Genomic DNA, 24579 nt, shown 5'->3' on the forward strand with positions numbered 1-24579 from the left:
CGATGCCGACCGCACCCCAGACCACCGACGAACTCTTCCAGGCCCTGAGCGAGAACGACCGGCGCCCGTACGGGCGCTCCCGGACCGTCACGGCCGAGGAACTCGTGGACGCCGCCGAGCAGTTCGGGGAGCCGGAGCCGCTCGCGTACGCGCTCCTGGAGCTCCAGGAGGCCTACACCTACGGTGCCGAACCCCGGAAGTCGCCCGTCGTCTTCGCGCGACTGCTGAACCTCTTCGACGAGCAGCCCGACGTCTTCGACGAGCGCCTGCGCCACATGCTGTTCTGGCGGTTCAAGTGGGTGGCCAACGCTCTGCGCGCGCTGCCGGAGGTGCCGATGGAGAGCCTGCGCCAGTGGCTGACGGAGATGCGCGACCGGTATGTGAAGGCCGGCCTCGATCTCCAGCCGTACTACGGCCAGGCGTACCAGTTGGCCGCCCACGTCGGTGAGGACACCGCCCTCGCGTACGAACTGTGGGCCGGCCGCACCCGCAGCCGGCTCAGCGACTGCGAGGCCTGCGAGATCTGCGAGCGCGCCCTGTACCACCTCGCGGCGGGCGACGACGAGCGGGCGCTGCGCACGTGGGAGCCCGTCCTGGCCGGGAAGGAATCCTGCCAGGAGGAGCCCGCCCGCTCCGTCTCGTACGCGCTGCTGCCGTTGCTGCGCACGGGCGACGCCGACCGGGCCCGGGAACTGCACCTCAGCGGTTACCGCGCCTGCCGCCGCAATCCGTCGATGTCCGGAGAGGTCGGCCGGCACCTGGAGTTCTGCGCGCTGACCGGCAACGAGGCCCGCGGCCTGGAACTGCTCGCCGAGAACCGGAGCCTGTTCGAGGAGGTGGACTCGCCGCAGGACCTGTTCGACTTCCTCACCGGCGTGGAGGTCCTCCTCCAGCGCGTCGAGCCCCTTGGCCACGGCGAACTGCCCGCCGCCGGATATGCGGGCCGGACCTGGACGGTGGCCGGTCTGCGCGCCGAGTTGCGAGGCCGCGCCGACGACCTCGCCGCCCGCTTCGATGCCCGCAATGGCACAATGGCCCACACCGACCGCCGCAGGGCCCGCCTCGACCGTGCCCCACTCCTGGACGCGCTGGAACTGACCCTGCGCACCCGCAGCCTCGACGACGTGGCCCCGGCCGCCCCGGTTACCGAGCCCGCTGCCCGTACGGCCGCCGCCGTCCCCGAGTCGCTGCCCGAACTCATCCTCCAGGCAAGGGCGTTGGACGAGCAGGGGCACCCTGACGCGCAGACCTGCTGGGCGCGGCTGCGCACGCTCGTCGCCGCCGGCGACTACACCCACCCCGACGACCCGGCCGTGGGCCCGCTCGTACAGCTGCGCGCGGACCTGCTCGACAACGAAGCGAGCCGCGCGGGCCACAAGGACGAGTTCGCCGTCGCCGCCGACCTCCACGAGGAGGCCGCCGGCCTGTACGACGACGCCGGAATGCCGGCTCACGCGGCGCTCGCCCACGCCTGCGCCCTGCTCGCCGCTGCCGAAATCCCCGCGGCGGAGGGTGCCCACGCAGCCGAGACGAAGGCCGCCGCGCTGACCACCACTCACGCGTCCATGGTCCGCCTGCACGAGCAGACGGCCGGCCTCGCCCCGTATCAAGAGGCCCGCCTCCTGCAGCTGCGGGCGACCGTACTCGGCCTGCGCCTGCAGACGTCGGGGAGCGAAGAGCACGTCGCGCCGGTCTTCGCCGAGGTGGAGCTGCTGCATGCGTTCGCCACCCGGCACGACATCGCCGGGCAGATCTCCGGCGCCCTGCTGCTGCGGGCCAGCACGCACGCCCTCTCCGGCGACCTGCCCACCGCGGTCAGCGAGATCGACGGCCTTCTCGACCGGCTGAAGGTGCACGGCCCCGCCTGGCACGTGCCCCGCACGCTCGGACTGCGTGGCCGGCTCCAGCTCGGCCTCCAGGACGCGCAGGCCGCGCACGCGGACCTGGCCGAAGGCCTGCGACTGGGCGCCGACTGGCCGGCCGACGCGGTCAACACCGGCCGCTTCCACAGTGATCTGGCCGAGGCCAGTATGCACCTGGGCCGCCCCGACGAGGCACTGCGGCACCTGACGCGCTCGGCGGAGCTGGACCTTCGTCGCGGCAGCCGGACAGACGCGTTCTGCACCTACAGCAACGCGGCCCAGCTCAGCCTCGACCTGGGCCGCATCGAGGACTGCATCGCTCTGCTCGACTCCCTCCTGGCCGAACCGGACGTTGCCGCCAAAGAGCTGGACGACCGACTCGTCGCTCAGCTGCGCCTGACCCGCGCCCGCGCGCTGCACGCGGGGGAGGACCTCAAGGCCGCCACGACGGAGTTCGTCGCCCTCGCGGCCGAGTCGGCCGGCTGGGACGACGACCCGGGGAGCCACGCCATGATCGCCGCGGAGACGGCCGTACTCCTCGGCGAGTCCGGCGAGTTCGAACGGGCCCGCGAGGCTGCGAACCAGGCACTCGCCGCCCACGCCCGGGCCCCGCGCTACGAGCACCTCAGCAACTGCCTACGCGAACTGGCCCGCCTCCAGGCCCAGCAACAGGGCTCCGACGGCCTTGCCGACGCGCTCGCCCGACTCGCCGACGCCGGCCGGGTCGCCGACGAGGCCCGCGCCGCCGACTACGAGGCACGCGGCCGTTCCCTGGACACCGCCCTGGCCTACGAACACGGGCGGGTCAACGCCTACGCCGGTGAGTACGAGGACGCCCTGTCCGCCCTGGAGAAGGCCCTCGCCCTGCTCGGCGAGCCGGGACCAGAGCAGGACCACGCCGGCGAGTGGGCCGAGTGCGTCCGCCTCGCGGGTGCCGTGGAGGGCATCTACCTCAAACGCCCCGCCCCCGCCCTCACTCGCCTCGACGCGGCAATCTCCCGCCTGACCGCACTGGGCCACACCGAGGAGACCGAGCCCCTGACCTCCTTGGCGGCCCGGCTGCGCGACGAGGAGTGACGCGGCCACCGGTGCCGGGGCTCCAGCTCGCCCCGGCGCCGGGGGCGGTGGGTGGGTCCGTCCGCCGTGGCGCTGACGGCCTGCCCGCCGCGCCGACGGCCCAGTTGAGCGGCCGTCAGCCGGGTCCGGCTCCGGCAGAAGGACGACGACGGCTTCAACCAGCGGGCGGCCGAAGGCGCCGCAGCGCAGGCTCAACACCTGCTCGTCATGAGTGAACACGCCCCGCCCGAAGCTGCCTTCCCGTGCCTGCGGTGCCGGCGGTGGGGTGAGGCTCGCCGGCGCGACTTTTGCTGTGCGTGACCTGTGCCTGGCGTGACCTTTGCCTGGTGGGGCCCACCGTTCGTCTGTGCTTCACGCAGTACCGGCTTGGGGCTTCTAGGGTTTGCGGCGCCGCTCCCCGAACGTCCGTCACTACTGTCCGGAGGACAGTCATGGCCGCCGTCAAGGCTTCCAAGCGCAACAGACGCCCCCTCGCCGCACTCGCCGGGGCTGTCGCCCTCACTGCCACGTCGATCGGCGTGTGGGCCGCAACAGCCTCCACCGCTCAGGCCGTCGCTCTCCCCACCCCCGACCACGTGGTGGTCGTGGTGATGGAGAACCACGCCTACTCGCAGGTGATCGGCAGCTCCAGCGCCCCGTACATCAACAACACCCTCAAGGCGGGTGGCGCCAACCTCACCCAGTCCTACGGCCTCACCCACCCCAGTGAGCCGAACTACTACATGCTGTTCTCGGGCTCCAACCAGGGCCGCACCGACGACAGCTGTGTCCCCGTAGGTTCCATCTCCGCGCCGAACCTCGCCTCCGAGCTGATCGCCGCGGGCAAGACCTGGAAGAGCTACAACGAGTCGCTGCCCAGCCAGGGTTCGACGACCTGCAGCAGCGGCAGGTACGCGCAGAAGCACAACCCGTGGTTCGGCTTCTCCAACGTGCCGACGAGCAGCGCGATGACCATGGCGCAGTTCCCGACCGACTACACGACCCTGCCGAAGGTCTCCTTCGTCGTACCGAACCTGTGCAGTGACATGCACGACTGCTCGGTCAACACCGGCGACACCTGGATCAAGAACAACCTGGGCGCCTACGCCACCTGGGCCCAGACGCACAACAGCATCCTCGCCGTCACCTTCGACGAGGACAACAAGCTCTCCGGCAACCGCATCCCCACCGTCTTCTACGGGCAGCACGTCACCCCCGGCAGCTCCACCTCCACCACCTACAACCACTACAACGTCCTGCGCACCGTGGAAGACCTGGCCGGTCTGTCCACGCACGCGGGCCACGCCGCCTCGGCGTCCGACATCACCGGCATCTGGAACTGACGCCCGTGTATCTCGCGGACTCCCGCAGCACCAAGGCCGCCGTCGCCCCGGACACCCGTCCGGGGCGGCGGTCGGCCGCTGTACCCGGCACCGTGCTGGCCCTAGGTGCGGTCAGCCTCATCACGGACATCTCCTCGGAGATGGTCACGGCCGTCCTGCCGCTCTACGTGGTCGCGGGCCTTGGCCTGTCGCCGCTCGGCTTCGGGCTCCTTGACGGCATCAACAACGGCGTCGGGGCCCTGGTCCGGCTGGCCGGCGGTCACCTCGCCGACCGAGGAGGCCGCCGGCACAAGGTCGTTGCGGGCGTCGGGTACGGCCTGTCGGCGGTGTGCAAGCCGCTGCTGCTGCTCGCCCACACCCTCCCCGTGATCAGTGCCGTGCTCGCGGCCGACCGCACCGGCAAAGGGCTGCGCACCGCCCCCCGGGACGCGATGATCTCGCTCGCCACCCAACCCGAGCACCGGGGACGGGCGTTCGGGGTGCACCGCGCCATGGACACCACCGGCGCGCTGCTCGGCCCGCTCGTCGCCTTCGCCGTGCTGCGGGCCACCGTCGACGGCTACGACGCGGTCTTCGCGGTCAGTGGCTGCGTCGCCGTCGTCGGCGTCCTGGTGCTGGTGCTCTTCGTACCCCGCCACATCACCCCCGACAGTTCCGTACGGCTGCCCGAAACGGCCCGGCCGGCGCTGCGCGATTCACTCGGGCTGCTGCGCCGCCCCGAGTTGCGCCGCCTCACCCTGTGTGCGGCCCTGCTCGGTCTCACCACCGTCAGCGACTCCTTCCTCTATCTGCTGCTCCAGCGCGAAGGCGACCTGCCCGCCGATCTGTTCCCGCTGCTGCCGCTGGGCACCGCCGCCGTCTTCCTGCTGCTCGCCGTCCCGCTCGGCGCACTCGCCGACCGCATCAGCCGCCGCCGGCTCTTCCTGGCCGGCCACGGCGTCCTGCTGCTCGGCTACGGCCTGGTGCTCTCCCCGTGGCACGGCGTCCCGGCCGTGGTCGCCGTCCTCGTCCTGCACGGCACCTTCTACGCCGCCACCGACGGAGTCCTCGCGGCCGCCACCGCGGGCGCCGTGCCGGCTCAGCACCAAGGCGCCGGGCAGGCACTGGTCGGCACCGGCCAGGCGCTGGCGCGGTTCACCTGCTCCCTCGCCTTCGGCGCGGCATGGAGCCTGTGGGGCGGGCGCACGGCGCTCGCCGCCACCGCCGCCGCACTGGCCATCAGCGCCCTCGTGGCCTCGTTCGTCCTTCGTCCCGCCGATGAGGTGTCCCCATGACCAGAACCACCCGTCTGGTGATCCTGCTGGTCGCCGTCCTGCTGCTCGGAGGTGTCGGCACCGGGGCGGTGCTGTATGCCGCCCACCGGTCGGGCATGCGTGACCAGCAGCAGGCGAACGGTCCGACCGTGCGGGCCGGTACCGTCTCGCTCCAACCGACCGCCGGCCGTCGGCTGCTGGTGCGCAACCTGGCCTGGGGCCCGCACCGCGACGAGATCGCCACCGTGCCCGCCGACGATCCGCAAGGGCCGCGCACCGCGTCGGGCCTCAAGTGCCTGCGACTCCACGCGGCGGCCGGTACCGGCATCTGCCTGCAGGCTGTGCATGGCACGCTGCGGGACACCTACCGGACGGTGGTACTCGACTCGCACCTGCACGAGCTGCACCACTTCCCGGCAGCGGGCATCCCCACCCGGGCCCGGGTCTCACCCTCCGGCCACCTGGTGGCCTGGACGGTCTTCGTCAGCGGAGACTCCTATGCCGGCACCAACTTCTCCACCCGCACCGCCATCGTCGACACCCGAACCTGGGCGATCGACGACAACCTGGAGACTTTTCGCATCATCAAGGACGGCCGGCCCTACCGCGCCGCGGACATCAACATCTGGGGCGTCACCTTCGCCGACGACACCCGCTTCTACGCCACGCTGGCGACCGGCGGCCGAACCTACCTGGTCCGCGGCGACGTCGCCGCACGCACCCTCACCACCCTGCACCAAAACGTCGAATGCCCCTCCCTCTCGCCCGACAGCACCCGGATCGCCTACAAGAAACGCGTCAACGGAGCGTCTCCCGACGCTCCCTGGCGGCTGTACGTCCTCGATCTGCGCACCATGAAGGAGACCGCGACCGCCGAACAGCGCAACATCGACGACCAGGCCCTGTGGGCCGACGGCTCCACCCTCGTCTACGCCCTTCCCGGCGACTACGGCTCAGACCTGTGGACCGTCCCCGCCAACGGCACCGGCACAGCCCGCCGACTGATGACCTCCGCCGTCGCACCCGCCTACCTGAACTGACACGCCAGGGCCGGATGCGCCGACGCTCGCGCCGACCGAAGCCAGTCCTGCCAGTCAAAGAACACCCATCCGGCTACGGCACAGTCACCAAGGCGAAGCCACTGAGCAGGACGGCTCAGCAGGATCCGCAGGGTGCGCTGTGACGCCGACCGGCTGCGCGAGGTTGATGATGGTCCAGCCGGATCGACTGGAGCATCGTCAGCGTGGTCTCCTCTTCCTGCAGGGGCCATCAGCACGCGGCAGGCGCTCGGTCACGGCCGTCGCAAGTTGCCGGCCGAACGACTCCAGACGGCTCGGCGCTCTTGGGGGGCGTCTTGGGCCGCCTCGCAGAGGGAGTGATTCATCCTGTCGGGGCGGTGATCTCCCGCTTGAGGATCTTGCCGCTGGGGCCGGTGGGCAGCTTGTCCACGAGCCATATCCTGCGAGGGTACTTGTACGCCGCCACCCGGTCCTTGACGAACTCCCGCAGTTCGTCGGGGGTGGCGTGCGTCCCAGAGCGCAGGACGACCGCGGCCGCGATCTCCTCGCCCAGGTGGGTGTCGGCCACTCCTACCACGGCGGCCAGAGCGACGGTCGGGTGCTCGTGGAGCACCTCCTCGATCTCGCGCGGGTAGACGTTGTAGCCGCCGCGGATGATCATGTCCTTCTTGCGGTCGACGATGTAGAGGTAGCCGTCCTCGTCCTGCCGCGCGAGGTCGCCGGAGCGCAGCCAGCCGTCCGGGATGGCGGCCGCCGTCTCCTCCGGCCGATTCCAGTAGCCCTTCATCACGTTCGGGCCGCGCACCGCCAGCTCCCCGATCTCCCCGGGGGCGACGTCTTGGCCCTTGTCGTCCAGCAGTCGCACTTCCACGTCCCGGATCGGGGTGCCGATGGAGCCGGCCTTACGCGGCCGGTCGGGCTGGTTGAAGGTGACCACCGGACTGGTCTCCGACATGCCGAAGCCCTCCAGCACGGCGCAGCCGAAGCGCCGCTCGAAGCCGTGCAGGATCTCCACCGGCAGTGAGGCCCCGCCGGAGATGCACATCCGCAGTGTCGGCACGTCCGCCTCGGAGGGGTGCTGGAGCAGGGCGGCGTACATGGTGGGCACGCCCTCGAAGACGGTGGCCCGGTCGCGGGCGATGGCGTCCAGCACGGTCTGCGGGTCGAAGCGGGGGATGAGGGTGAGGGAGGCGCCGGCGCGCACGGCCACGCTCATGGTGCAGATCTGGCCGAAGATGTGGAACAGCGGAAGGCAGCCGACGACCACGTCCTGCGGTGTCATCTGCTGCACGTGCACCGTGTTGACCTCGGTGTTGTGCCGCAGCCCGCCGTGGGTGAGCGCGGCGCCCTTGGGCCGGCCGGTGGTGCCGGAGGTGTACAGCAGCACGGCCACCTCGTCGTCCTCCGTTTGCGCCACCTCGGGGAGCGGTTCGTGTCCGGCCAGCAGGGCGGCGAAGGAGGCGGGTTCGACGGCCAGGTGTCGCACCCCGGCTGCGGCCGCGCCCTGTGTTCCCTCACCGGGCGCCTGATGCCACTCGAACAGCAGCCTCGCCCCGGAGTCAGCGAGGTGGTACTCGCTCTCGCGCGCCTTGAGCAGGGGGTTCATCGGTATGACGATCCCGCCTGCGCGCAGCACGCCGTAGTACAGGACGACGAACTCGGGGACGTTGGGCAGCATCAGAGCCACCCGATCTCCGCGCTGCACCCCCTCGGCCCGCAGCAGCGCCGCGGCGCGGGCACTGCGTTCGTTCAGTTCCGCGTAGGAGGTGATCTGTCCGCCCAGGCGCAGCGCGGGACGCTGCGGCTGCCGCGCGGCCGTCTCCACCAGGAACTCCGCCAGGTTGGCCATGGTCCGCCTCCAGGAATGTCGCCGTCGAAATCCGCCGTTCACGTGGACGACATGGTGATGCCATCAGTGGCGACGGCCTATGGGCGGCGGCACTGCGTCTGTGCTCCTGAATTGTTCCTGGGAACAAGATGGGTGGAATAGGCTGCGATGATGGACCTCTCGGGCGTGGCCTCGGCGCTCCTCGCGCGGCTGCCGGAACTGGGCGAGCGGATGGCGCAGCGCATCCGCGCCGAAGTCGACGCCTACCAGGACGCGTCCCTGATCCCCTTCGACTCCTTGCGTCGCTCGTGCACCGCCAACGCCGACCTCATACTGAGCCACTTCCACACCGCGGACGCCCCGGAACCGAGCCCGGCCCGGGAGACCGGTCGCATCCGCGCCGAGCAGGGCATGCCGTTGGCCGACACCCTGCACGCCTATCGGATCGGCTTCGAACTGCTCTGGTCGGAATTCATCGCGGAGGCGCGCACCCATCCCGAGGTCACCGACGCCCAACTGGTGTCCCAGTCGGCCGAGATCTGGGCGCTGTTCGGCCGGTACGCCGAGGCCGTGGCAGCAGCTCACCGGGAGACCTCGGCCGAGTTGACGCTGCAGCGCGAGGCGCGGCGCTCGGCCCTGGTGGAGGCGCTGTTCACCGGCGTCATCTCCGATCGCACCACGCTGTGGGAGGCCGCCCGCGAACTGGGCCTGCCTGAACAGGGACCCTACGCGGTCGCCGTGGCGGTGGCGGACGCTCCCGGCGAGGAACCCCTGGCAGGTATCGAGGCCGCGCTGCGTCAGGCTCAACTCCCCTCCGCCTGGCGCCTGTTGCCCGACCAGCAGATCGGCGTGGTCGCGCTGACCACGCCGACGGCGGAGTCCACCTGTCTGCGCACGCTGCGCCGCGCCCGCGCCCGGGTGGGTGTCAGCCCCGGCTTTCCCTCGCTGCGGGATGTTCCGCAGGCCCTGCGCTTCGCCCGGCTGGCCCTGGCCGGCCTGCCGGGTGCCGGGCCCGGTGTCGCGCGGTTCGACGACAACCTGCTGGCGATGGTCGTGGCCGCCGCTCCGGCCGAGGCCGCGCACCTGACGGAGGTGGTCCTGAAGCCGGTGTTCGACCTCCCTGCCGCGGAACGCGGCCGGCTGCTGACGACCCTGGAACACTGGTTCGCCGCCGCCGGTTCCGCCGCGGGAGCGGCCCGAACTCTCTTCGTCCACCCCAACACCGTCCGCTACCGGCTGCGCCGCATCGAGGAACTGACCGGCCGCGCCCTCTCCGATCCGCGGGCAGTGGCGGACCTCGGCGCCGCGCTCCTGGCAGTCCGCAACCACAGTGCCGGGCAAGGCGAATCCCTAGGGGCATGAGGCATCCGACGGACCCGGGGCCCCTGAGCTGTCTCTCCGAGCCCGGGGATGGTGAGAGGCCGGGCGTTCACCCGGCGTGCGAGCGGCGCAGCACCCGCCAGGCCGGTGTCAGCATCGACTACTACGTCCGCCTGGAGCGCGGGCACCTCGCCGGAGCCTCCGAGGAGGTCCTCGACGCGGTAGCGAACGCCCTCCAGCTCGACGAGGCCGAACGTGCCCACCTCTACGGCCTGCGGCCGCTCAGCGCCGGCGACCCGCCCGCCGCGCCAAGAAGCCGCGCGGCCCGATCCCCATCAGCGTCCAGCGCGTCCTGGACTCCATGGCCGACACTCCGGCCTTCGTCCGCAACGGGCGCCTGGACATCCTGGCCACCAACCGGCTCGGCCGCGCCCTCTACGCACCCCTGTTCGCCGCCGACGCACCGCGCCCGGTGAACATCGCCCGCTTCAAGTTGCTCACGCCCGGCGGGCGTGACTTCTTCCCCGACTGGGAGACCTCGCTCAACACCACTGTCTCACTGCTGCGCACCGAAGCCGGACGTGCCCCGCACGACAGCGATCTGACCGGTCTGATCGGCGAACTGGTCACCCGAAGCGAGGAGTTCCGCACCGCGTGGGCCAAGCACAATGTGCGCCTCCATCACACCGGCAGCAAACCTTTCCGGCACCCCGAAATCGGCGACATCCGCCTCGACTTCGACGCCATGGACCTGCCCGCCCAGCCCGGCCTCACCCTCACCGTCTACAGCGCCGAGCCGGGTACGCGCGATCATGACGCGCTGCGCCATCGCCCACCGCCTGCACTGGCCCCAAGACGGTGCGGCGCTACCGGAACCCGCCAGATCCGGCACGCACGGTGGCCTGCCTACAACGGACCTGGGAGTTGGAGTTGGCGTGGCAGGAGCTGCATGGTCGGTGTCTCACCGGCAGCCATCGCCGAACTGGCCGGCCTGCTCGCGCCCGGCCGCAGCCAGCGGTAGCCCCGGTATGCGAACGCCCCCGCCAGCCGGTTTGGCTACGGGGGCGTGCATCGTTTTGGTGCGGCCCGCCGGAGAGGTTACCCCCATACCCCGAAGGGCCGCTGCGAACGACGGCGGGGCCGCCCGGACACGTTAAGCGGAATACGACCGTCCCGCCAGTGATCCGCGTCACACTGGCCCAGTGTCCACCTCGCGGGCCCCCGTCGCGGCCGGCCGTGCGGCTCGTGGGGCGTCCTCTGGGGGCGTGTCCAGAACGTCGGCGGCTGCCGCACCGTCGGCTGGGCCTCCCGCTGCCTCGCCCGCGCCTGGGGCGCCGACCCGGCGGCGCGGGCGAGGTCGTACAGGTGCATGCGTTCGGTGTCATCCAGGCGCAGGGCCCTGGCCAGGGCATCCAGCACGCTGTCGGAGACACCTTTGAGGTTGCCGCGCTCCAGGCGGATGTAGTACTCGACGCTCACCCCGGCGAGCATCGCGACCTCGCCACGGCGCAGACCGGGCACCCGCCGCTGGCCGTACACCGGGAGACCCGCCTGCTCAGGGTGATCCACGCGGAGCTGGTGCGCGAGCAGGTTCCCGACGGCGTGGACGGCCTCGTCGATACCGCGGGCGTCGCGGACATCGCTTCCCGCGCGGTACGCGACGGCGGTCGGGTGGCCTCCTCCCGCCATGGCACCGAGGGCTCCGGCGACCGCGGCATCGTCACCCGCTCGACATCCGTGCCGCGCTACGCACGTGAGCACGCCAAGCATCCCTTCCTCCCGGGACGGCGGCCAGGAACTCGCCCTGGAGCCGCATCGGTTCCTGCAGCGGACGACGCTGGGACGACAAGAAGTCCAGGACACTGTGGACGTGCGGGCGCCAGCTGGCCACCGCCGAGTACTGCCATCCGCAGCCCCCGGCCACCTGCCCGGCCGCCGCGAACTTCAGCGCGTCCTGCGGCGCCATCAGCCGCTCCGGCCGGACGTCGAACAACCACCCGCTCTCGCCGGGCATCGCCGCCAGGAAGTCCGGGATGTACCGGCCGCGCCCCCGTCGTGCTTGAAGTCCAGCTCGAACGGCTGGACCAGCACGTCAACGACCAGCACGTCAACGACCCGCACGAAGTCCGGCGCGAGCAGCAGATGTTGCTCTTCCAGGGACTCGAAGCCATGGTGGCGACCGCTAGACACCATGAACCGGCAACCCCGGTTGGTGCCCGTGCCCCGACCGGCAGGTGAACCCGCGAACCGGTGACGACGAGCCGACAGGCACCGAACCGAGCTCACTTACCGGCCAGGCCACCGATCCGCCGTCGACCTGCCACGGCGTGATCCACTGCCGCTACCACCCCTCGGACAGCGTCAGCCAGCCCCGTACCGCCTCGTCACCCGCGTACGCCGTGAACAGCATCTCCAGCCCGCACGAGTCGGACGGGACAACCGCCTTGGTCGGGACAGCCACGGATTCACAGGAGCAGCACCGGGTACGCGCCGTGGCTATCACCGAAAGTATTCGTAACTCGCCGTGATCTGATCGCATCAAGAGCCCGCTCGCAGACTGCGGCGCTCCGCTCGCAGACGACGATGCTCCGTGACACCCGTGATCCATCCTTCACCCCTCGCGTGTTCGATTTTATGTTCGATAACGTGGGGTGTGGGAGGTGACGGTGATGACCACGGGTGCGATGCCGGCGAGAGGGGCGTCGACGGTGATGCATGTGCGCTGCCCGGACCGGGTGCCGGAGGACGTCTACCGGCAGGTCCTGGAACAGCTCGCGGAGCTGTCTCCGGTGGTGCAGGCACTGCCGCCATCCGCGGCCCTGGTGGAACTCAAGGGCGCGCTGCGCTGTCACGGCGTTGATGCTCGCCGCCTGGGGGAGGTGCTGCGGGTGCGCACCCTTTCCCGCCTGGGTGTCGATGTGCGGGTCGGGATCGGCCCGTCGATCACCGTGGCGGCCACCGCCTCCGCGCAGCTCTCCGCCCCCGGCGGTGTCCTGGCCATCGACCCCGAGCACGTCACCGCGTGGCTGGGGCCGCTGCCGGTCGGCGCCTTGCACGGCATCGGCCCCCGCCAGGCCGAGGCTCTGCGCGCCTACGGCATCCACAGCGTGGGCCTGCTCGCCGCCGTCCCACCGGTCACCGTGCAGCGCCTGCTGGGCGGCAAAGCGGGCCGCGTGGCCGCCGACCGGGCGCGCGGGGTCGACCCGCGCCCCGTCGTCCCCCGCGCCCTGCCTGCCTCCGCGAGCGTCCGCTGCGCTTTCCCCCGGCACACCCTCGAAGGCAGCGAAGCCCGCGCCGCCCTGCTCGGGCTCGTCGTCCAGCTCGGACGGCTGCTGCGCCGCCGCGACCAGGTGGCCCGCGCCGTGACCCTGACCCTCACGTTCGCCGGCGGCACCCGCTGGGAGAAGACCCGTCGCTTGCCCGAGGCGTCGGCACACGACGACGACCTGCGCTCGATGGCCTACCGGCTGATGGACGCGGCCGGCCTGCAACGCGGCCGCCTGACGGGGATCGTCCTCAAGGGCGGGGACGTGGTCCGCGCCGACCAGGTCGCCCAGCAGATCAGTCTTGATCAGGCACGTGAAGCCCGTCTGGTCGCCGAAGCGGCCATGGACCGCATCCGCGACAAGTACGGCCCCGGCGCGATCGGCCCGGCCACCGCCTTTTGGCACGCGTCCTGACCGTCCGATCTGGAGGCACGTCGTGCTGCTGCATCCGCCTGGCGCCCTGGGCCTGTGGCTCGACATGCTGCCCCACTGGCCCGATGCCCAGGGCGTCGACCAGGGCGCTCACCGACCAGGAAATTGCGCCAGACACGGTCCGCGTCGATCGCACCGGCCGGGAGCACGGCGAAGGGATGTACAAAACCAGGCGCTGGAGCCCGTCGGGTCACTGCAACGGCTCGAGCGCTTACCACGGGCGGATGCGGTCCGGCCCCTGGTAGCCAAGTGGGTGGGTCTCCAGGTGCGCCGAGTGGGGGGTGCGCGTCAAGCTGTGTGCATGACCGAGCGTTCCGTGATCGTTTATCCGCCCATCAAGGACGAGGGCCGGCGGGTGCGGATTGATGGGGAGATCGTGGGGGCGGCCTGCAGTCTGCGTGGTCTGGCGGAGATGCTGCAGCGGGCGGGTTGGGCGGGTATCGACGAGATCGATGTGGCCGACTCGCCTGTCATCGAGTGGCATGGCGGCGGGCCTGAGGTGTGGTCAGCGCGCGACTGAAACACCAGGTTCGGCCTGTGCCGACGCCAGGGTTCCGTCGACCGGGTGACTCGGCGCGGTCAGGTGTCGGCTTGCGAGGGTGGGGAGTGCTGCGCGATTTGCCGCTCCAGCTCTGCGTGGACGTCGGCGCCCAAGTCTCCCGTCCGGGCCCATTCGATGATCATTTCCGCCACATGCCGCAGCTTGATGTTCGTCCGCTGGGACACCTCTTTGAGGACATCCCAGGCTTGGTCGGGCGTCAGCTGCCCTATGGCGAGCACGATGCCGATCGCCTGGTCCACCACGGCGTGCGAGCGTATCGCTTCGTGAAGCTGAACGTTCTCGTCCTCCAGCGCCTCCATACGCTCCGCAGCCTCCGTGCCAGAGGTACGCTCCGGCTCGCTCCCCTTCACAGTCACCATGGCCTCCGCGGTCAGACTGCGCCGATACCCGGCCGGTTCCCTTCAATTCTCTGCCCACCCTTGCCAAAGACGCCCCGTGAGCGGGCCGCTGCCACAAGAAACAGATCCGCGCAGAGCGGCAGTGTCAGCCAATCGGCATGCCGACCGGCGCGTCAGGGGGTGCGTCCGTCACGTGCGTGTGCGGTGCTGCCGCGGCGCCGTGTCCACGGCCCGAACGCCGCCATCGCCGTCCTCGGCGTCCTCGTCATGGGGTCGGCCGCACCCGCCGTGTTCTTCCTCGCCTTCGCACTCGCCCTGCCCTCTCTTGGGCCCGCGGCCTTCGCCGCAGCCCTCTCGCCGCGTTGGCCCAGACCGGAATCTGTAGGCGTTCCGTGTGCGGTTGCTGCTCGTGATGGGCGTCGGGGGCGTCGCGACCTTGCTGCGGTGCAGTCCAGGGGTGCGGCGCTTGTTGTCGGCGGGTAGTCCGGCCTGTTCGGGTGTGATCGTGGCTCGCCGTGAGACGGGGAAGGCGCGGACTTCCCGGCGATTGGCCATGTCTCGCCGCTACGGCGTTGCTCAGCGCGTTGGGGCGCAGGCGGGCCACCGCTGCCGCGAGCATCGTGACGAACAACTTGCTGTCGGCGTACGAGCCCGCGCTCTCGCCCCGCCAGTCGACCCCGCCGAGCGAGGGGCGTCCACCCAGGTGGGAGCTGCTGCTCAGGTATACCAGTCGGCGCGGCCCGCGGAGCAGGGCCGTGAGCAGGTACGGTGCGATGATGTTGACCGGCATGACCGCCGGCCCGCTCCACACGCCGGCGTTGTGGATGACCGCGTCGAGCGGCTTCGCGTCGTTCAACTCAGCGGCGACGCGTCGGACGGTGTCGCGCTCCGTGAAGTCACCCACGACGATGTCTGCCCCGCGGTCGAGCAGCGAGTCGAGGCCCGCTGCGCGCTCCTGGTTCCGGGCGTGCACTACGAGATCGTGTCCGGCGGACAGCAGCGCATCCGCCGTGGCACGTCCAAGGCCGTCCGCGGAACCGGTCACCAGGATCCGGCTCATGATCACACCGCCTCTCGTACGCGCGAGGCCGGGGCGGGCGCCGCGAAGCCGAGGGGCGCTCGGACAGCCGCTTTGTCCCGCTCGTCGACGCGGCCGTCGCCGGCAGCGTGCATGACTGCTCCTCGCATGGAAGTGTTTCCTTCCCTTCGGGGGCGCGGTGACCGCTGAAGGGCGCGCTATGTCCTCTCGGTGGCCCCGTCTGCGGGCCAGCCGTTGAAGGTGGCCTCAGCTTGTTGTGGATGGTTGCGTGGGCGAGTGGTCCTCTTGGGTGGCGGTCCAGGAGGCGAGCAGGCGCAGCCGCTCTTCGGAGGGCGAGCCGGGTTCGGCGGTGTAGATGGTGAGGGTGAGACCGGGTTCGGCGGCCATCTCCAGGCCCTCGTAGGCCAGGGTGAGTTCTCCGACGGCCGAGTGGTGGAACCGTTTGACCCCGGTGCCGTGGTGGCGGACGTTGTGGGTGCCCCAGCGGGTGCGGAACTCCTCGCTGCGGGTGGACAGTTCGCCGACGAGGTCGTGGAGGTCTTTGTCGTGGGGGTTGCGACCGGCTTCGGTGCGCAAGATGGCCACCCGCAGTGTCGGCGAAGGTGTCCCAGTCGGGGTGGAAGCGCCGGGAGACGGGATCGAGGAAGTTGAAACGGGCGAGGTTCGCCTGGTTGTGGGCTGCGGCGTAGACGTCGGTGTAGAAGGCGCGGGCGAGCTGGTTGGCGGCGAGCAGGTCCATGCGGCCGTTGCGCACGAAGGCGGGCCCGGCGGTGATCGCGTCCAGGGTCCACTGCAGACTGCGGTGCGGGGCCCACTGCCGGGTGGCCCGGCGTCGACGGCGGGTGAGGACGTCGGAGCCGTCGGCGGCCTGGGCCAGGTGCAGGAGGTGCGCGCGCTCGGCGTCGTCCAGCTGGAGCGCGCGGGCGACGGCTTCGAGGACGGCGGGGGAGACGCCGGCGAGGTTGCCGCGTTCGAGTTTGGCGTAGTACTCGACGCCGACGTCGGCCAGGGTTGCGACCTCGCTCCTGCGCAGCCCCGGCACACGGCGCCGCGCCCCGGCGGGCAGCCCGGCCCGTTCCGGGGCGATCTTCACTCGCCGCGAGGTGAGGAACTCGCGGACCTCTGCACGGTTGTCCACTCCTCGACCGTACGTGCCGCACGCCGCGAAAGGGGTGTACTGGCAGTACACCCCTTGCTGGTAACTCGCTGCCCGCCCGGAAAGCCGGTTACCTGGATGACGTGGCACTCCCGGCCCCGACGCTACGGCGGCGCACGTCGGGTGTGCCCGTCCGGGACGCGCGCCGATGACAGCGGTGTCGTCTCGTGCGCCCGGTAGGCAACTGCACACGGGCACGAGCGGCCCAACGGGGCCGCGACCGCACCAGCAGCCCGCCCCTCAGCACGTAAGGAACCCCCCTCATGCGCGGAGCAGTGATCCACGCCCCCGGCGATGTGCGCTTCGAGACCCTCGGCGACCCGAAGATCCTCCAGCCGACCGACGCGATCATCCGCACGGCCGTCTCCTGTGTGTGCGGCTCGGACCTGTGGCCTTACCGCGGCCTGGATCCGGTCGACGAGGCGCACCCGATGGGCCACGAGTACGTCGGCATCGTTGAGGAGGTCGGGAGCGCGGTCACCTCGGTCAAGCCGGGCCAGTTCGTCATCGGCTCTTTCGCCACCTCGGACAACACCTGCGCCAACTGCCGCAATGGCTGGCAGTCCAGCTGCCTCAACCGCGAGTTCATGAGCACCTGCCAGGCCGAGTACGTCCGCATCCCCAGCGCCCAAGGCACTCTGGTCGCCACCGACGAGGTGCCGGGCGAGGAGTTCTGGCCCAGCCTGCTGGCGCTCTCCGACGTCATGGGCACCGGCTGGTACGCCGCCGACGCCGCCGAGGTCAAGCCGGGCTCCACCGCCGTGGTGGTCGGCGACGGCGCGGTGGGCCTGTGCGGTGTGATCGCGGCGAAGGAATTGGGTGCGGAGCGGATCATCGCGATGAGCCGCCACGAGCCCCGCCAGAAGCTCGCTCTGGAATTCGGTGCCACCGACATCGTCACCGAGCGTGGTGAAGAGGGTGTCGCCCGGATCAAGGACCTCACCGACGGGATCGGCGCCGACGCGGTGCTGGAGTGTGTCGGCACCGCGCAATCCATGCAGCAGGCCCTGCACGCGGCCCGGCCCGGCGGCAACGTCGGTTTTGTCGGCGTCCCCCACGACGTGGCCATCGACGGCCAGGAACTCTTCTTCTCCCATGTCGGTCTGCGCGGCGGCCCCGCCCCCGTGCGCCGCTACCTGCCCGACCTGATCGATCGCGTCGTGAGCGGCCGGATCAACCCGGGCAAGGTCTTCGACCTCACTCTCCCCCTGGAGCAGGTTGCCGAGGGCTACAAGGCCATGGACGAGCGCCGCGCCATCAAGGCCCTCCTCAAGCCCTGACTTCCCGACGCACCGCCAGGGCCGGGTTCCTTGCGGCCCTGGCGGTGCACCTGCCCGTGCACTTTTGCCGTGAAGGACTCACCGTGACGACCTTTGCTCTCGTCGGCGCCGGCCGCGGCCTGGGGCTGGCGACCGCCCGACGCTTCGGGGCCGCCGAACTCCGCGGCGGCGCCGGCGTGTTCAGCCGCCAGGTCCCGCACCCATTGGGCCACCCGGTCGCCGTTGCGGCCGGGGCGGGTGCTGCCGATGATGATGCCGATCCTGATCATGTCTGATTCTCCTGGTTCTGGTTCTCGTGTGATGAACCTGTTGTTGCTTGGTTCCTGCCTGGGACACGGCAAGCCGTTGCACCGGGCGGCTTGTGGGCCGTGTCGGCGGCGACTTCCTGTCCGCGGTGGTGGGCGCGTAGCCTGCTCGACTTTCCCCTCTCGGAAAGCGTCGAAGAACCGCCCGGCGAGTTCCTCGCGCTCCCGCCGGTCGGCCTCGAACCGGGGCCGACCCTCGTCCATGTGACGGCGCGCCCGCACCGCGAGCTGGCGGCACGCCGCCTCCGACCTGCCCACCGCCGAGGCGATCTCCGGGAAGCCGAAGGCGAACACCTCCCGCAGCACGAAGACCGCCCGCTCGAGCGGACTGAGCCGCTCCAGCAGCAACAGGGATGCCATCGACAGCGAGTCGGCCAGCTCCGCCGAACGCTCGGGGTCCTCGTAGGGGTCGGTGAGCAGCGGCTCGGGGAACCACGGCCCGACGTACTCCTCCCGCCGCAGGCGGGCCGAGCGCAGCACGTCGATCGAGACCCGGGTGACCACGGCCGACAGGAACGCCTTGGGCGACGAGGCCCGGGTGGGGGAGAGCTCGTAGCGCAGCCAGGTCTCCTGGACCGCGTCCTCGGCCTCGCTCACGCTGCCCAGGATCCGGTAGGCGATCGAGAACAGCAGCGGCCGAAGCTCTTCGAACTCCTCGACCCGGGTCACGCCAGCCCCTCCTTGAAGCCCTGCCGCCACGACGGGTAGCGCAATTCCCAGCCGAGCTCCCGCTTGGCCTTGGCGTTGGAGAAGCCGCGCCTTTCGGTCATCATCGTCGCCACCACCTCCCCGGCCAGCAGCCGGGCCAGCCACGTGGGGACCCGCATCGGCCGCTTCGCGCCCGCGCAGGCGGCCAGATACGGCAGCCACTCGCTCTCCGGGGCCGGTTCGTCGTCGACGATGTTGAACACGCCCCTCGCCTTCTGTTCGACGGCCAGGACGGTGGCACTCGCCGCGTCGTCGAGATGCACCCACGAGGCGTAGCCGATGCCGTCCCCGACCAGCGGGAACTGCCGCTTGCGCACGAGCACGAGCTGGTCGTCGGTGGCGCCCGGCCCGTAGAACGCGCCGTACCGCATCACCGCGCCGCCGGCCCTGCCGACCACGTCCTCGACATGGCGGAGCGCCGCCATCGCCGCGTGCACAGCCGTCCCCTCGTGCAGGTCCAGCGGGTCCTCCTCGGTCTTCACCCATCCGCCCTCGCGGATCCCGTTCCAGTTGGCGTAGCCCTGCGCGACGAAGTGCGAGACGCCGGTCGCTTCGGCTGCGGCCAGCAGATGATCCGTCCCCTCCGTGCGCAACCTGATGGTGGGGACGGACCACCGGTCGAAGTGCTTCAGATCGGGCTTGCCGGCGTGCGCAACACTGATCCCGGTCATCTGGTGCACGATCACGTCCGGTCGGGCTGCAGCCACCGCCTCACCGACCGACATCGCGTCCAATCTGTCCGCCTGGCGTAACCGGTCGCGGCACGGGCCTGCACTGTTGAAACAGATGAGATACGCGTCATTTGTGCAACCGGTCAGCGGAAGACGGCGCCAACCGTTCCGCGGCGCGTGGTTTCGACCGTCTCGGCCTGGTCGACCGCGCGGCGGACCAGGTCTTTCAGCCGTGTCTCGTCCAGTCCGCGTGCGGGCGTCAGCCCCAGCAGGGTCTGCCAGAGCAGGCTCTTCCCCTCGATACCCAGACGCAGCGTTTCCAGCTCGATGAGCGTACTCAGGTGAGACCGGCGCACGATCCGGCCGTTGAGCTTGAGCAGACGCAGCTTTTCGGCCAGCCATCCCGCGTAGAACTTGTGCCGTCGTGCCGGCACACCGAGCAACGACATCACCTCGAGAAGGTGTTGACGGTCCTCTGCTATCTCGTCCGCGACACGGCGCAGGTCGCTGCCGTGCGGCGTGGAGCGCATTTCCTCAGCCAAGTGTTGGGAGAGCAGTGTCCCGGTGGTGGCACCGGCGAGGTGGTCGTTGAGGTAGATCCCAAGGACATCGGGGTCGGGGCGCATGGGGCATCTCCTCGCGGCTCAGGTCCTTGCGAGACGGACTTCGACGTGGCCGTTCGGCGAGGGGCGACATATAAAGCAGGGTTGAGGAGCGGTCGCCGGCCCGTGGATGTTTTCGCCGTCGGCGAGCTGGAACTGGCTGCCGTGCCAGGGACATTCGATGCAGTCCGCGACGATTTTGCCCGCATGGAGCGGACCGCCCATGTGACTGCAACGATCGGCCAGGGCGTGCCACTGTCCGTTTGTCTTCCGCACCACCAGGATGGGCACCTCACCCACCATGCGTCGTACTGGTTCGTCGACGGGGAATTCGTCCGCTACCCCCACGTCGTGCCAAACCGGCTCGACAAGAAGGGGTACCGCCGCGGCATGGTTGACTCCGGCTGCCTGCCGGTAAGCGAGGTGACCGCCGACCACACCTCCCGTGGTGGCAGCGGCCATGCCACCGAATCCCAGCACGCGGCCGAGTCCGCTACGACCCTTGCAGCGCGCCGCCAGAGAGCCGGCGTACGCCGCGACGGCTACGAGGTTGGCCGCTGCGTGGAAGAGCCCGGTGCGTGCCTGGCGGGGCGGCTGATCCGCCCAGTCCACCCATCCGGCTGCGGCAGCGGGCGCCGCGCCGAGCAGGCCCACGGCTACCAAACGGCGCGCTGCCCGGCTTTCCCCGGGCAGCAGGTCGAGGATTCCCGCCGCCGTCCAGGCTCCGATCGGCACCTGCACCAGCGCCGGATGTACGGGATGTCCGAGCCAGAGCCCGCGCAGTACGTCCCGGCCACCGCCCAGGGGGACCGCACGAACGGCCATACGTAGGGTGGTCGCCAAGCCGTCCAACCACTCCTGATCCTCGACGGCATCCAACATGGTAGGCAGCATGTTCGTCTTTGCCCTGCTTTCGCTCATATAGGGCGAGTGGCCGGGCCGGGACGCGGTAAACGTTGCCCCGGCACCCCCGCCAAGCCACCCGATGCCCTGTGCCTATTCGGAACCGTCCTCCAGAGCCGATGCCCAGCCGATGACGCCTGCAGCAGCCGGCCCGCACGAGCCTCGTGCTTTGGGCTCGAGCCGGCCCAGTTGCCGAAGAAGCACCGGCGCGCACGGCACACGATCCGGCTGACCAGCAAAGAAGCCTCATCCAGACAAGCAAGTACACGCTCACGGAGCCGTGGAACGCGGCGCCCACCGGATGCGGCAGTGGGCTCCTGCTTGCCCATCCCCCTGGGACAAGCTGAACAGGCCCTTCGACCAGCACTGGGCGAAGGTGCGCTCGGACCCGTCCGTGATCTTGCGAACCATTGTTGCCGACGGTGCGGTAGCAGGGCATGCCGCTGTCTTCGGACCGCCGTCGGAGCGTGAGGTCACGTATGTCATCGGACGAGCTCATTGGGGTCAGGGCGTTGCCACCACGGCGCTTGCCGAACTGATCGAGCTGGAGCCCGCGCGGCCGCTGCATGCCGACGCCGCTGCTGACAATGCCGGTTCCATTCGCGTGCTGGAGAAGTGCGGCTTCCTCGTCACCGGGAAGAGCAGGTACTTCGCGCGGGCTCGTGGCGAGGAGATCGACCTGGTGCTCCTGACGCTGAGCTGAGCGTGGCATCACGCACAGGAACAGCTCATCCGACCCAGGCGAGGTTGTGCAGGCGGGCGATGGCGAGCATCGCCTGATGGACGCCATCGCCTTTGAGGCGGCGGTCCTGGAAACACCTTCCCGTTCTTCAGCCGGAACAGGACATGTTCCAGCCTCGCCTGAGCTCGGCGGTGCACTTTGTTTTCTGTCTCGTGCTGCGGGCTCAGACGCCTGTGACCATGCCGTTTGCGGTGTGCGATGAGTGCACCGGTGCCCTGGTAACCGCCGTGAGCAATGACTCGGGCCTTGCGGCAGGTGTGGTGGACACCGGGCTCGGCGAACGCCCGGCGGTCGTTGCGGTTGCCGGGCAGCGGTACCCCGACCGCCACCACCAGCCGACCCTCTTTTGCCCCCGGCGAACGGCCATCCGCCTCGTCAGAGCGCTGCTCGGCGGGGTGGGAGCGCTGCCCTGGCACTCGAGCCGGCGTCCGACGAGCCCGGCGGCATGCTGATGAGCGCCGCACGCCGTGGAGTCCACGCTCACCACACTTCCGTCGAAGCGGGGGAGCAGCTGCTGCGAATCACTGCCTCCCTCCACACGCGCATGCTCAAGCTGCGATAGCGCAGAACAAGCAGAACAAATGGGTACGCGGAACTGGTCGGGCCGGGACGGTCGCGGCACCAGAACGCACGGAGGACGGAATGTCAGGGATCGAGGAGGCATCGGGTCTCACAGGGACGCTGGATGACGCTCTCGATGTGGCTCTGGCCGATACGGTGCGTGTTACCGGCGCCTCGATCGGTGGCCTCTACCTGACCGAGCGGTCGGAGCCGGTGCTGCGCTTGGTAGCGCTGTGCGGGCTGCCGCTGGAGTTCACCGCTCCCTGGCGGAGGCTGCCTCTGACCGCCCCGGTGCCGGTCGCTGACGCGATCCACGAGGGCCGCCTCGTCTGGGTGGGGGGTCAGGACGAGATGGCCCGTCGTTATCCACGTGCCGCTGCGGTTCTGCCCTACGGGTTCACGCTCGCCGCGATTCCTTTGACCGGCTTGGCCCGCTGCTGGGGCGGCGTGGTCCTGATGTGGCCCGCCGACCACCCCCGGGAGATCACGGCCCGCGAACGCAACCACATCACCGCGAAGGCCGCCGGTCTCTCCCGGCTCCTGGACGAGGCGACCGACCCGCCTTCCATGCCTCACCCGCCACGCGTCGTGCCCCGCAGCAGCGCCCCACACCCCCTGCAGACTGGCCTGGCCGCCGCCGACTACGCCGAAAGACTCCCCGAGGGCGCCGTCGCCCTCGACCTGGAAGGCCGGATCACCTTCCTCACCGGCACCGCCGCCCGTCTACTCGGCTGCAACACCGGTCAACTGCTGGGCACACGCCTTTGGCAGGCGCTGCCTTGGCTCGACGACCCGGTCTACGAAGACCACTACCGCACCGCGGTCATCAGCCGCGCACCAGTCTCATTCAGCGCACTGCGCCCACCGGACAACTGGCTCACGTTCCAGCTCTATCCCGACGCCAGTGGCATCAGCCTGCGTATCACCCGGGGCGAGGAGCAGACAGAGACCACCGGTCCACCAACCGCCATGCGGCGTCCCACCACCGCGGCGACCGGGCGCCTGTATCAGCTGATCCATCTGGCCGCCATGCTCAGCGAAGTGGTCAGCGTGCGCGACCTCGTCGGTCTGATCACCGAACACGTTCTGCCCGCGTTCGGCGCCCAGGGCCTGGCGCTCTCCATCGCGGACGCCGGGCGCCTTCACATCACGGGTTGGCACGGCTACCCGGGCGACGTCATCGAGCACCTCAACGTCCTGCCCCTGGACACCGAACTCACCCCCGCCGGCCAGGTCCTCGCCAGCGGCGCGCCCGCCTTCTTCGCCGACCCGGCCGAAATGGCCGACAGCTACCCCAGAGCCCCCCGGGTCAGCGGCAAACAAGCCTGGGCGTTTCTCCCTTTGATCATCTCGGGTCGTCCCGTGGGCTGCTGCGTCCTCTCCTACGACCGGGCCCATACCTTCACCGCTGACGAACGCGCCGTCCTGACCTCCCTGGCCGGACTGATCGCGCAGGCACTCGACCGCGCCGGCCTCCACGATGCCCAGCATCACCTCGTCCAGTGCCTGCAGCAGGCCCTCCTGCCGCGAAGGCTGCCCACCGTGGCGGGCCTCGACGTCGCCGCCCGGTACCTGCCCGTCACCCACGGTCTGAAGGTCAGCGGCGACTTCTACGACCTACTCCGCCTCGGCGACACGACGGCTGCAGCTGTCATCGGCGACGTCGAAGGACACGGCATCGCTGCTGCCGCCTTCATGGGACAGGTCCGCACCGCCATCCACGCACACGCAACCTCGGGAGCGCCCCCCGACCAGGTGCTTGCCCGCACCAACCGGCTGCTCGCCGACCTCGACTCCGAACTCCTCGTCTCCTGCCTCTGCGTCCACCTCGACCTGGCCCGCGCCCGCCTCACCCTGGCCAGCGCCGGACACGTACCGCCCCTGCTGCGCGAGGTATCCCACCTTGCCCGGCTCCTGAACGCGGAGCCCGGACCGCTGCTGGGCGTCGACACCCACGCTCACTATCCCGTCACCACCGTTCCCTTCCCTCCAGGAAGCGTCCTTGCCCTGTACACCGACGGTCTCGTCGAGGCCCCAGGCATCGACGCGGCACACACCACCGCTGCACTCGTCCAGCACCTGGCCGCCACCGACGAACCCCTGGAAACCCTGACCGACGGCCTCATCCACCACGTCTGGCCCACCGGCCAACACACCGACGACATAGCCGTGCTTCTTCTCCGCCCCACAGGCGCGAGTTGAGGGCTCCGCTGTCATATCGGTGGCGTGGGATGGTGAGTCTGCGGTGCTCAGGACGAGCGTCCTCATGTCCGCCTGCGGCGAGGGGAGGCAGGCCTGGCACTCGGCCCTGCGGCAGCGCTGGTCGAGCACAC

Annotated in this window: 19 protein-coding genes and 5 pseudogenes; 13 read left to right on the top strand and 11 right to left on the bottom strand. The window is 70.4% G+C overall.

The genetic code is table 11. From position 1 onward, the window contains the following. The first annotated feature begins 2 nt into the window (after positions 1 to 2). The 5 genes and pseudogenes from OG390_RS48575 to OG390_RS48595 all read left to right on the top strand — a co-directional run. The gene (locus OG390_RS48575; protein ID WP_406177080.1) at positions 3 to 2939 is read left to right on the top strand and encodes a hypothetical protein; all 2937 of its coding nucleotides are present in this window, start codon (positions 3 to 5) and stop codon (positions 2937 to 2939) included. Between the two features lie 431 nt (positions 2940 to 3370). Further along, positions 3371 to 4261: an alkaline phosphatase family protein gene (locus tag OG390_RS48580; RefSeq protein ID WP_406177082.1), complete on the top strand. Its 891-nt coding sequence runs from the start codon at positions 3371 to 3373 to the stop codon at positions 4259 to 4261. Between the two features lie 5 nt (positions 4262 to 4266). Then, on the top strand, positions 4267 to 5535 hold the full coding sequence (locus OG390_RS48585) for an MFS transporter (RefSeq protein ID WP_406177084.1): 1269 nt from the start codon (positions 4267 to 4269) through the stop codon (positions 5533 to 5535). Beyond that, a complete protein-coding gene (locus OG390_RS48590) occupies positions 5532 to 6554 on the top strand; it encodes a TolB family protein (protein ID WP_406177086.1) in 1023 nt (340 codons plus the stop codon). The genes OG390_RS48585 and OG390_RS48590 overlap by 4 nt, the downstream gene beginning before the upstream one ends. 173 nt (positions 6555 to 6727) lie before the next feature. Further along, a pseudogene (locus OG390_RS48595) lies at positions 6728 to 6841 on the top strand (IS5/IS1182 family transposase); the annotation flags it as partial. 53 nt (positions 6842 to 6894) lie between these two features. On the opposite strand, the gene OG390_RS48600 reads toward OG390_RS48595, so the two are convergent. After that, positions 6895 to 8382 (bottom strand): long-chain-fatty-acid--CoA ligase, encoded by a 1488-nt coding sequence (locus tag OG390_RS48600; RefSeq protein WP_406177088.1) that lies wholly within the window; start codon positions 8380 to 8382, stop codon positions 6895 to 6897. Between the two features lie 150 nt (positions 8383 to 8532). On the opposite strand from OG390_RS48600, the gene OG390_RS48605 reads away from it, so the two are divergent. Both OG390_RS48605 and OG390_RS48610 read left to right on the top strand, forming a co-directional pair. After that, the gene (locus tag OG390_RS48605) at positions 8533 to 9723 is read left to right on the top strand and encodes a PucR family transcriptional regulator (protein ID WP_406178314.1); all 1191 of its coding nucleotides are present in this window, start codon (positions 8533 to 8535) and stop codon (positions 9721 to 9723) included. Between the two features lie 101 nt (positions 9724 to 9824). Then, a pseudogene (locus OG390_RS48610) lies at positions 9825 to 10507 on the top strand (helix-turn-helix transcriptional regulator); the annotation flags it as partial. 461 nt (positions 10508 to 10968) lie between these two features. On the opposite strand, the pseudogene OG390_RS48615 reads toward OG390_RS48610, so the two are convergent. Both OG390_RS48615 and OG390_RS48620 read right to left on the bottom strand, forming a co-directional pair. Then, a pseudogene (locus OG390_RS48615) lies at positions 10969 to 11271 on the bottom strand (helix-turn-helix domain-containing protein); the annotation flags it as partial. Between the two features lie 130 nt (positions 11272 to 11401). Then, the gene (locus OG390_RS48620) at positions 11402 to 11695 is read right to left on the bottom strand and encodes a hypothetical protein (protein WP_406177090.1); all 294 of its coding nucleotides are present in this window, start codon (positions 11693 to 11695) and stop codon (positions 11402 to 11404) included. Positions 11696 to 11736: 41 nt separating this feature from the next. Here OG390_RS48620 and OG390_RS48625 point away from each other — a divergent pair, with 41 nt between their 5' ends. The 3 genes from OG390_RS48625 to OG390_RS48635 all read left to right on the top strand — a co-directional run bounded on the left by OG390_RS48625 (position 11737) and on the right by OG390_RS48635 (position 13899). Then, positions 11737 to 11919, top strand: a complete 183-nt coding sequence (locus OG390_RS48625; protein ID WP_406177092.1) for a hypothetical protein — start codon at positions 11737 to 11739, stop codon at positions 11917 to 11919. A gap of 431 nt (positions 11920 to 12350) precedes the next feature. Next, positions 12351 to 13361: a hypothetical protein gene (locus tag OG390_RS48630; RefSeq protein ID WP_406177094.1), complete on the top strand. Its 1011-nt coding sequence runs from the start codon at positions 12351 to 12353 to the stop codon at positions 13359 to 13361. 319 nt (positions 13362 to 13680) lie between these two features. After that, the gene (locus OG390_RS48635) at positions 13681 to 13899 is read left to right on the top strand and encodes a hypothetical protein (protein WP_406177095.1); all 219 of its coding nucleotides are present in this window, start codon (positions 13681 to 13683) and stop codon (positions 13897 to 13899) included. A gap of 59 nt (positions 13900 to 13958) precedes the next feature. Here OG390_RS48635 and OG390_RS48640 read toward each other — a convergent pair whose 3' ends face one another. From OG390_RS48640 to OG390_RS48650, 3 genes and pseudogenes are all read right to left on the bottom strand, one after another. Beyond that, positions 13959 to 14240, bottom strand: coding sequence for an ANTAR domain-containing protein (locus OG390_RS48640; RefSeq protein WP_406177097.1), 282 nt, complete (start codon positions 14238 to 14240; stop codon positions 13959 to 13961). Between the two features lie 304 nt (positions 14241 to 14544). Next, on the bottom strand, positions 14545 to 15339 hold the full coding sequence (locus OG390_RS48645) for an SDR family NAD(P)-dependent oxidoreductase (protein WP_406177098.1): 795 nt from the start codon (positions 15337 to 15339) through the stop codon (positions 14545 to 14547). Positions 15340 to 15564: 225 nt separating this feature from the next. Continuing rightward, a pseudogene (locus OG390_RS48650) lies at positions 15565 to 16456 on the bottom strand (helix-turn-helix transcriptional regulator). Between the two features lie 281 nt (positions 16457 to 16737). On the opposite strand from OG390_RS48650, the gene OG390_RS48655 reads away from it, so the two are divergent. Next, on the top strand, positions 16738 to 17754 hold the full coding sequence (locus tag OG390_RS48655) for a zinc-dependent alcohol dehydrogenase family protein (protein ID WP_406177100.1): 1017 nt from the start codon (positions 16738 to 16740) through the stop codon (positions 17752 to 17754). On the opposite strand, the gene OG390_RS48660 is transcribed toward OG390_RS48655, so the two are convergent. The 4 genes from OG390_RS48660 to OG390_RS48675 are packed head-to-tail and all read right to left on the bottom strand — an operon-like array spanning position 17703 to position 20961. Next, positions 17703 to 18728: a sigma-70 family RNA polymerase sigma factor gene (locus OG390_RS48660; protein ID WP_406177102.1), complete on the bottom strand. Its 1026-nt coding sequence runs from the start codon at positions 18726 to 18728 to the stop codon at positions 17703 to 17705. The genes OG390_RS48655 and OG390_RS48660 overlap by 52 nt on opposite strands. Then, positions 18725 to 19585 carry an NAD-dependent epimerase/dehydratase family protein gene (locus OG390_RS48665; RefSeq protein WP_406178315.1) on the bottom strand — a complete coding sequence of 287 codons (861 nt, stop codon included), beginning with the start codon at positions 19583 to 19585 and terminating at the stop codon, positions 18725 to 18727. The genes OG390_RS48660 and OG390_RS48665 overlap by 4 nt, the downstream gene beginning before the upstream one ends. Next, a complete protein-coding gene (locus OG390_RS48670; RefSeq protein WP_406177103.1) occupies positions 19582 to 20064 on the bottom strand; it encodes a hypothetical protein in 483 nt (160 codons plus the stop codon). Before OG390_RS48670 ends, OG390_RS48665 begins: the two co-directional genes overlap by 4 nt. An 18-nt stretch (positions 20065 to 20082) precedes the next feature. Then, the gene (locus tag OG390_RS48675) at positions 20083 to 20961 is read right to left on the bottom strand and encodes a Rieske 2Fe-2S domain-containing protein (protein ID WP_406177104.1); all 879 of its coding nucleotides are present in this window, start codon (positions 20959 to 20961) and stop codon (positions 20083 to 20085) included. A 283-nt stretch (positions 20962 to 21244) separates the two neighbouring features. Between OG390_RS48675 and OG390_RS48680 the strand changes: the two genes are divergently transcribed. Next, positions 21245 to 21646: a GNAT family N-acetyltransferase gene (locus OG390_RS48680; protein WP_406178317.1), complete on the top strand. Its 402-nt coding sequence runs from the start codon at positions 21245 to 21247 to the stop codon at positions 21644 to 21646. A 25-nt stretch (positions 21647 to 21671) separates the two neighbouring features. Here the strand turns inward: OG390_RS48680 and OG390_RS48685 are convergent. Beyond that, positions 21672 to 22023 (bottom strand): annotated as a pseudogene (locus OG390_RS48685) (transposase family protein); the annotation flags it as partial. A 304-nt stretch (positions 22024 to 22327) separates the two neighbouring features. Here OG390_RS48685 and OG390_RS48690 point away from each other — a divergent pair. Continuing rightward, on the top strand, positions 22328 to 24448 hold the full coding sequence (locus OG390_RS48690) for a SpoIIE family protein phosphatase (protein ID WP_406177106.1): 2121 nt from the start codon (positions 22328 to 22330) through the stop codon (positions 24446 to 24448). Positions 24449 to 24579 lie beyond the last annotated feature (131 nt).

Origin of the sequence: Streptomyces sp. NBC_00996, from assembly GCF_045162675.1 — a bacterium.
Lineage (GTDB): Bacteria > Actinomycetota > Actinomycetes > Streptomycetales > Streptomycetaceae > Streptomyces.

Excerpts from the sequence above, each read along its gene's own strand:
- OG390_RS48605 (WP_406178314.1), top strand. The coding sequence starts at position 8,533 with ATGGACCTCTCGGGCGTGGCCTCGGCGCTCCTCGCGCGGCTGCCGGAA.
- OG390_RS48670 (WP_406177103.1), bottom strand. The coding sequence starts at position 20,064 with ATGCGCCCCGACCCCGATGTCCTTGGGATCTACCTCAACGACCACCTC.
- OG390_RS48645 (WP_406177098.1), bottom strand. The coding sequence starts at position 15,339 with ATGAGCCGGATCCTGGTGACCGGTTCCGCGGACGGCCTTGGACGTGCC.
- OG390_RS48675 (WP_406177104.1), bottom strand. The coding sequence starts at position 20,961 with ATGAGCGAAAGCAGGGCAAAGACGAACATGCTGCCTACCATGTTGGAT.
- OG390_RS48630 (WP_406177094.1), top strand. The coding sequence starts at position 12,351 with ATGACCACGGGTGCGATGCCGGCGAGAGGGGCGTCGACGGTGATGCAT.
- OG390_RS48620 (WP_406177090.1), bottom strand. The coding sequence starts at position 11,695 with ATGCCCGGCGAGAGCGGGTGGTTGTTCGACGTCCGGCCGGAGCGGCTG.
- OG390_RS48655 (WP_406177100.1), top strand. The coding sequence starts at position 16,738 with ATGCGCGGAGCAGTGATCCACGCCCCCGGCGATGTGCGCTTCGAGACC.
- OG390_RS48680 (WP_406178317.1), top strand. The coding sequence starts at position 21,245 with ATGCGGCAGTGGGCTCCTGCTTGCCCATCCCCCTGGGACAAGCTGAAC.
- OG390_RS48590 (WP_406177086.1), top strand. The coding sequence starts at position 5,532 with ATGACCAGAACCACCCGTCTGGTGATCCTGCTGGTCGCCGTCCTGCTG.
- OG390_RS48575 (WP_406177080.1), top strand. The coding sequence starts at position 3 with ATGCCGACCGCACCCCAGACCACCGACGAACTCTTCCAGGCCCTGAGC.
- OG390_RS48635 (WP_406177095.1), top strand. The coding sequence starts at position 13,681 with ATGACCGAGCGTTCCGTGATCGTTTATCCGCCCATCAAGGACGAGGGC.
- OG390_RS48640 (WP_406177097.1), bottom strand. The coding sequence starts at position 14,240 with ATGGAGGCGCTGGAGGACGAGAACGTTCAGCTTCACGAAGCGATACGC.
- OG390_RS48690 (WP_406177106.1), top strand. The coding sequence starts at position 22,328 with ATGTCAGGGATCGAGGAGGCATCGGGTCTCACAGGGACGCTGGATGAC.
- OG390_RS48600 (WP_406177088.1), bottom strand. The coding sequence starts at position 8,382 with ATGGCCAACCTGGCGGAGTTCCTGGTGGAGACGGCCGCGCGGCAGCCG.
- OG390_RS48580 (WP_406177082.1), top strand. The coding sequence starts at position 3,371 with ATGGCCGCCGTCAAGGCTTCCAAGCGCAACAGACGCCCCCTCGCCGCA.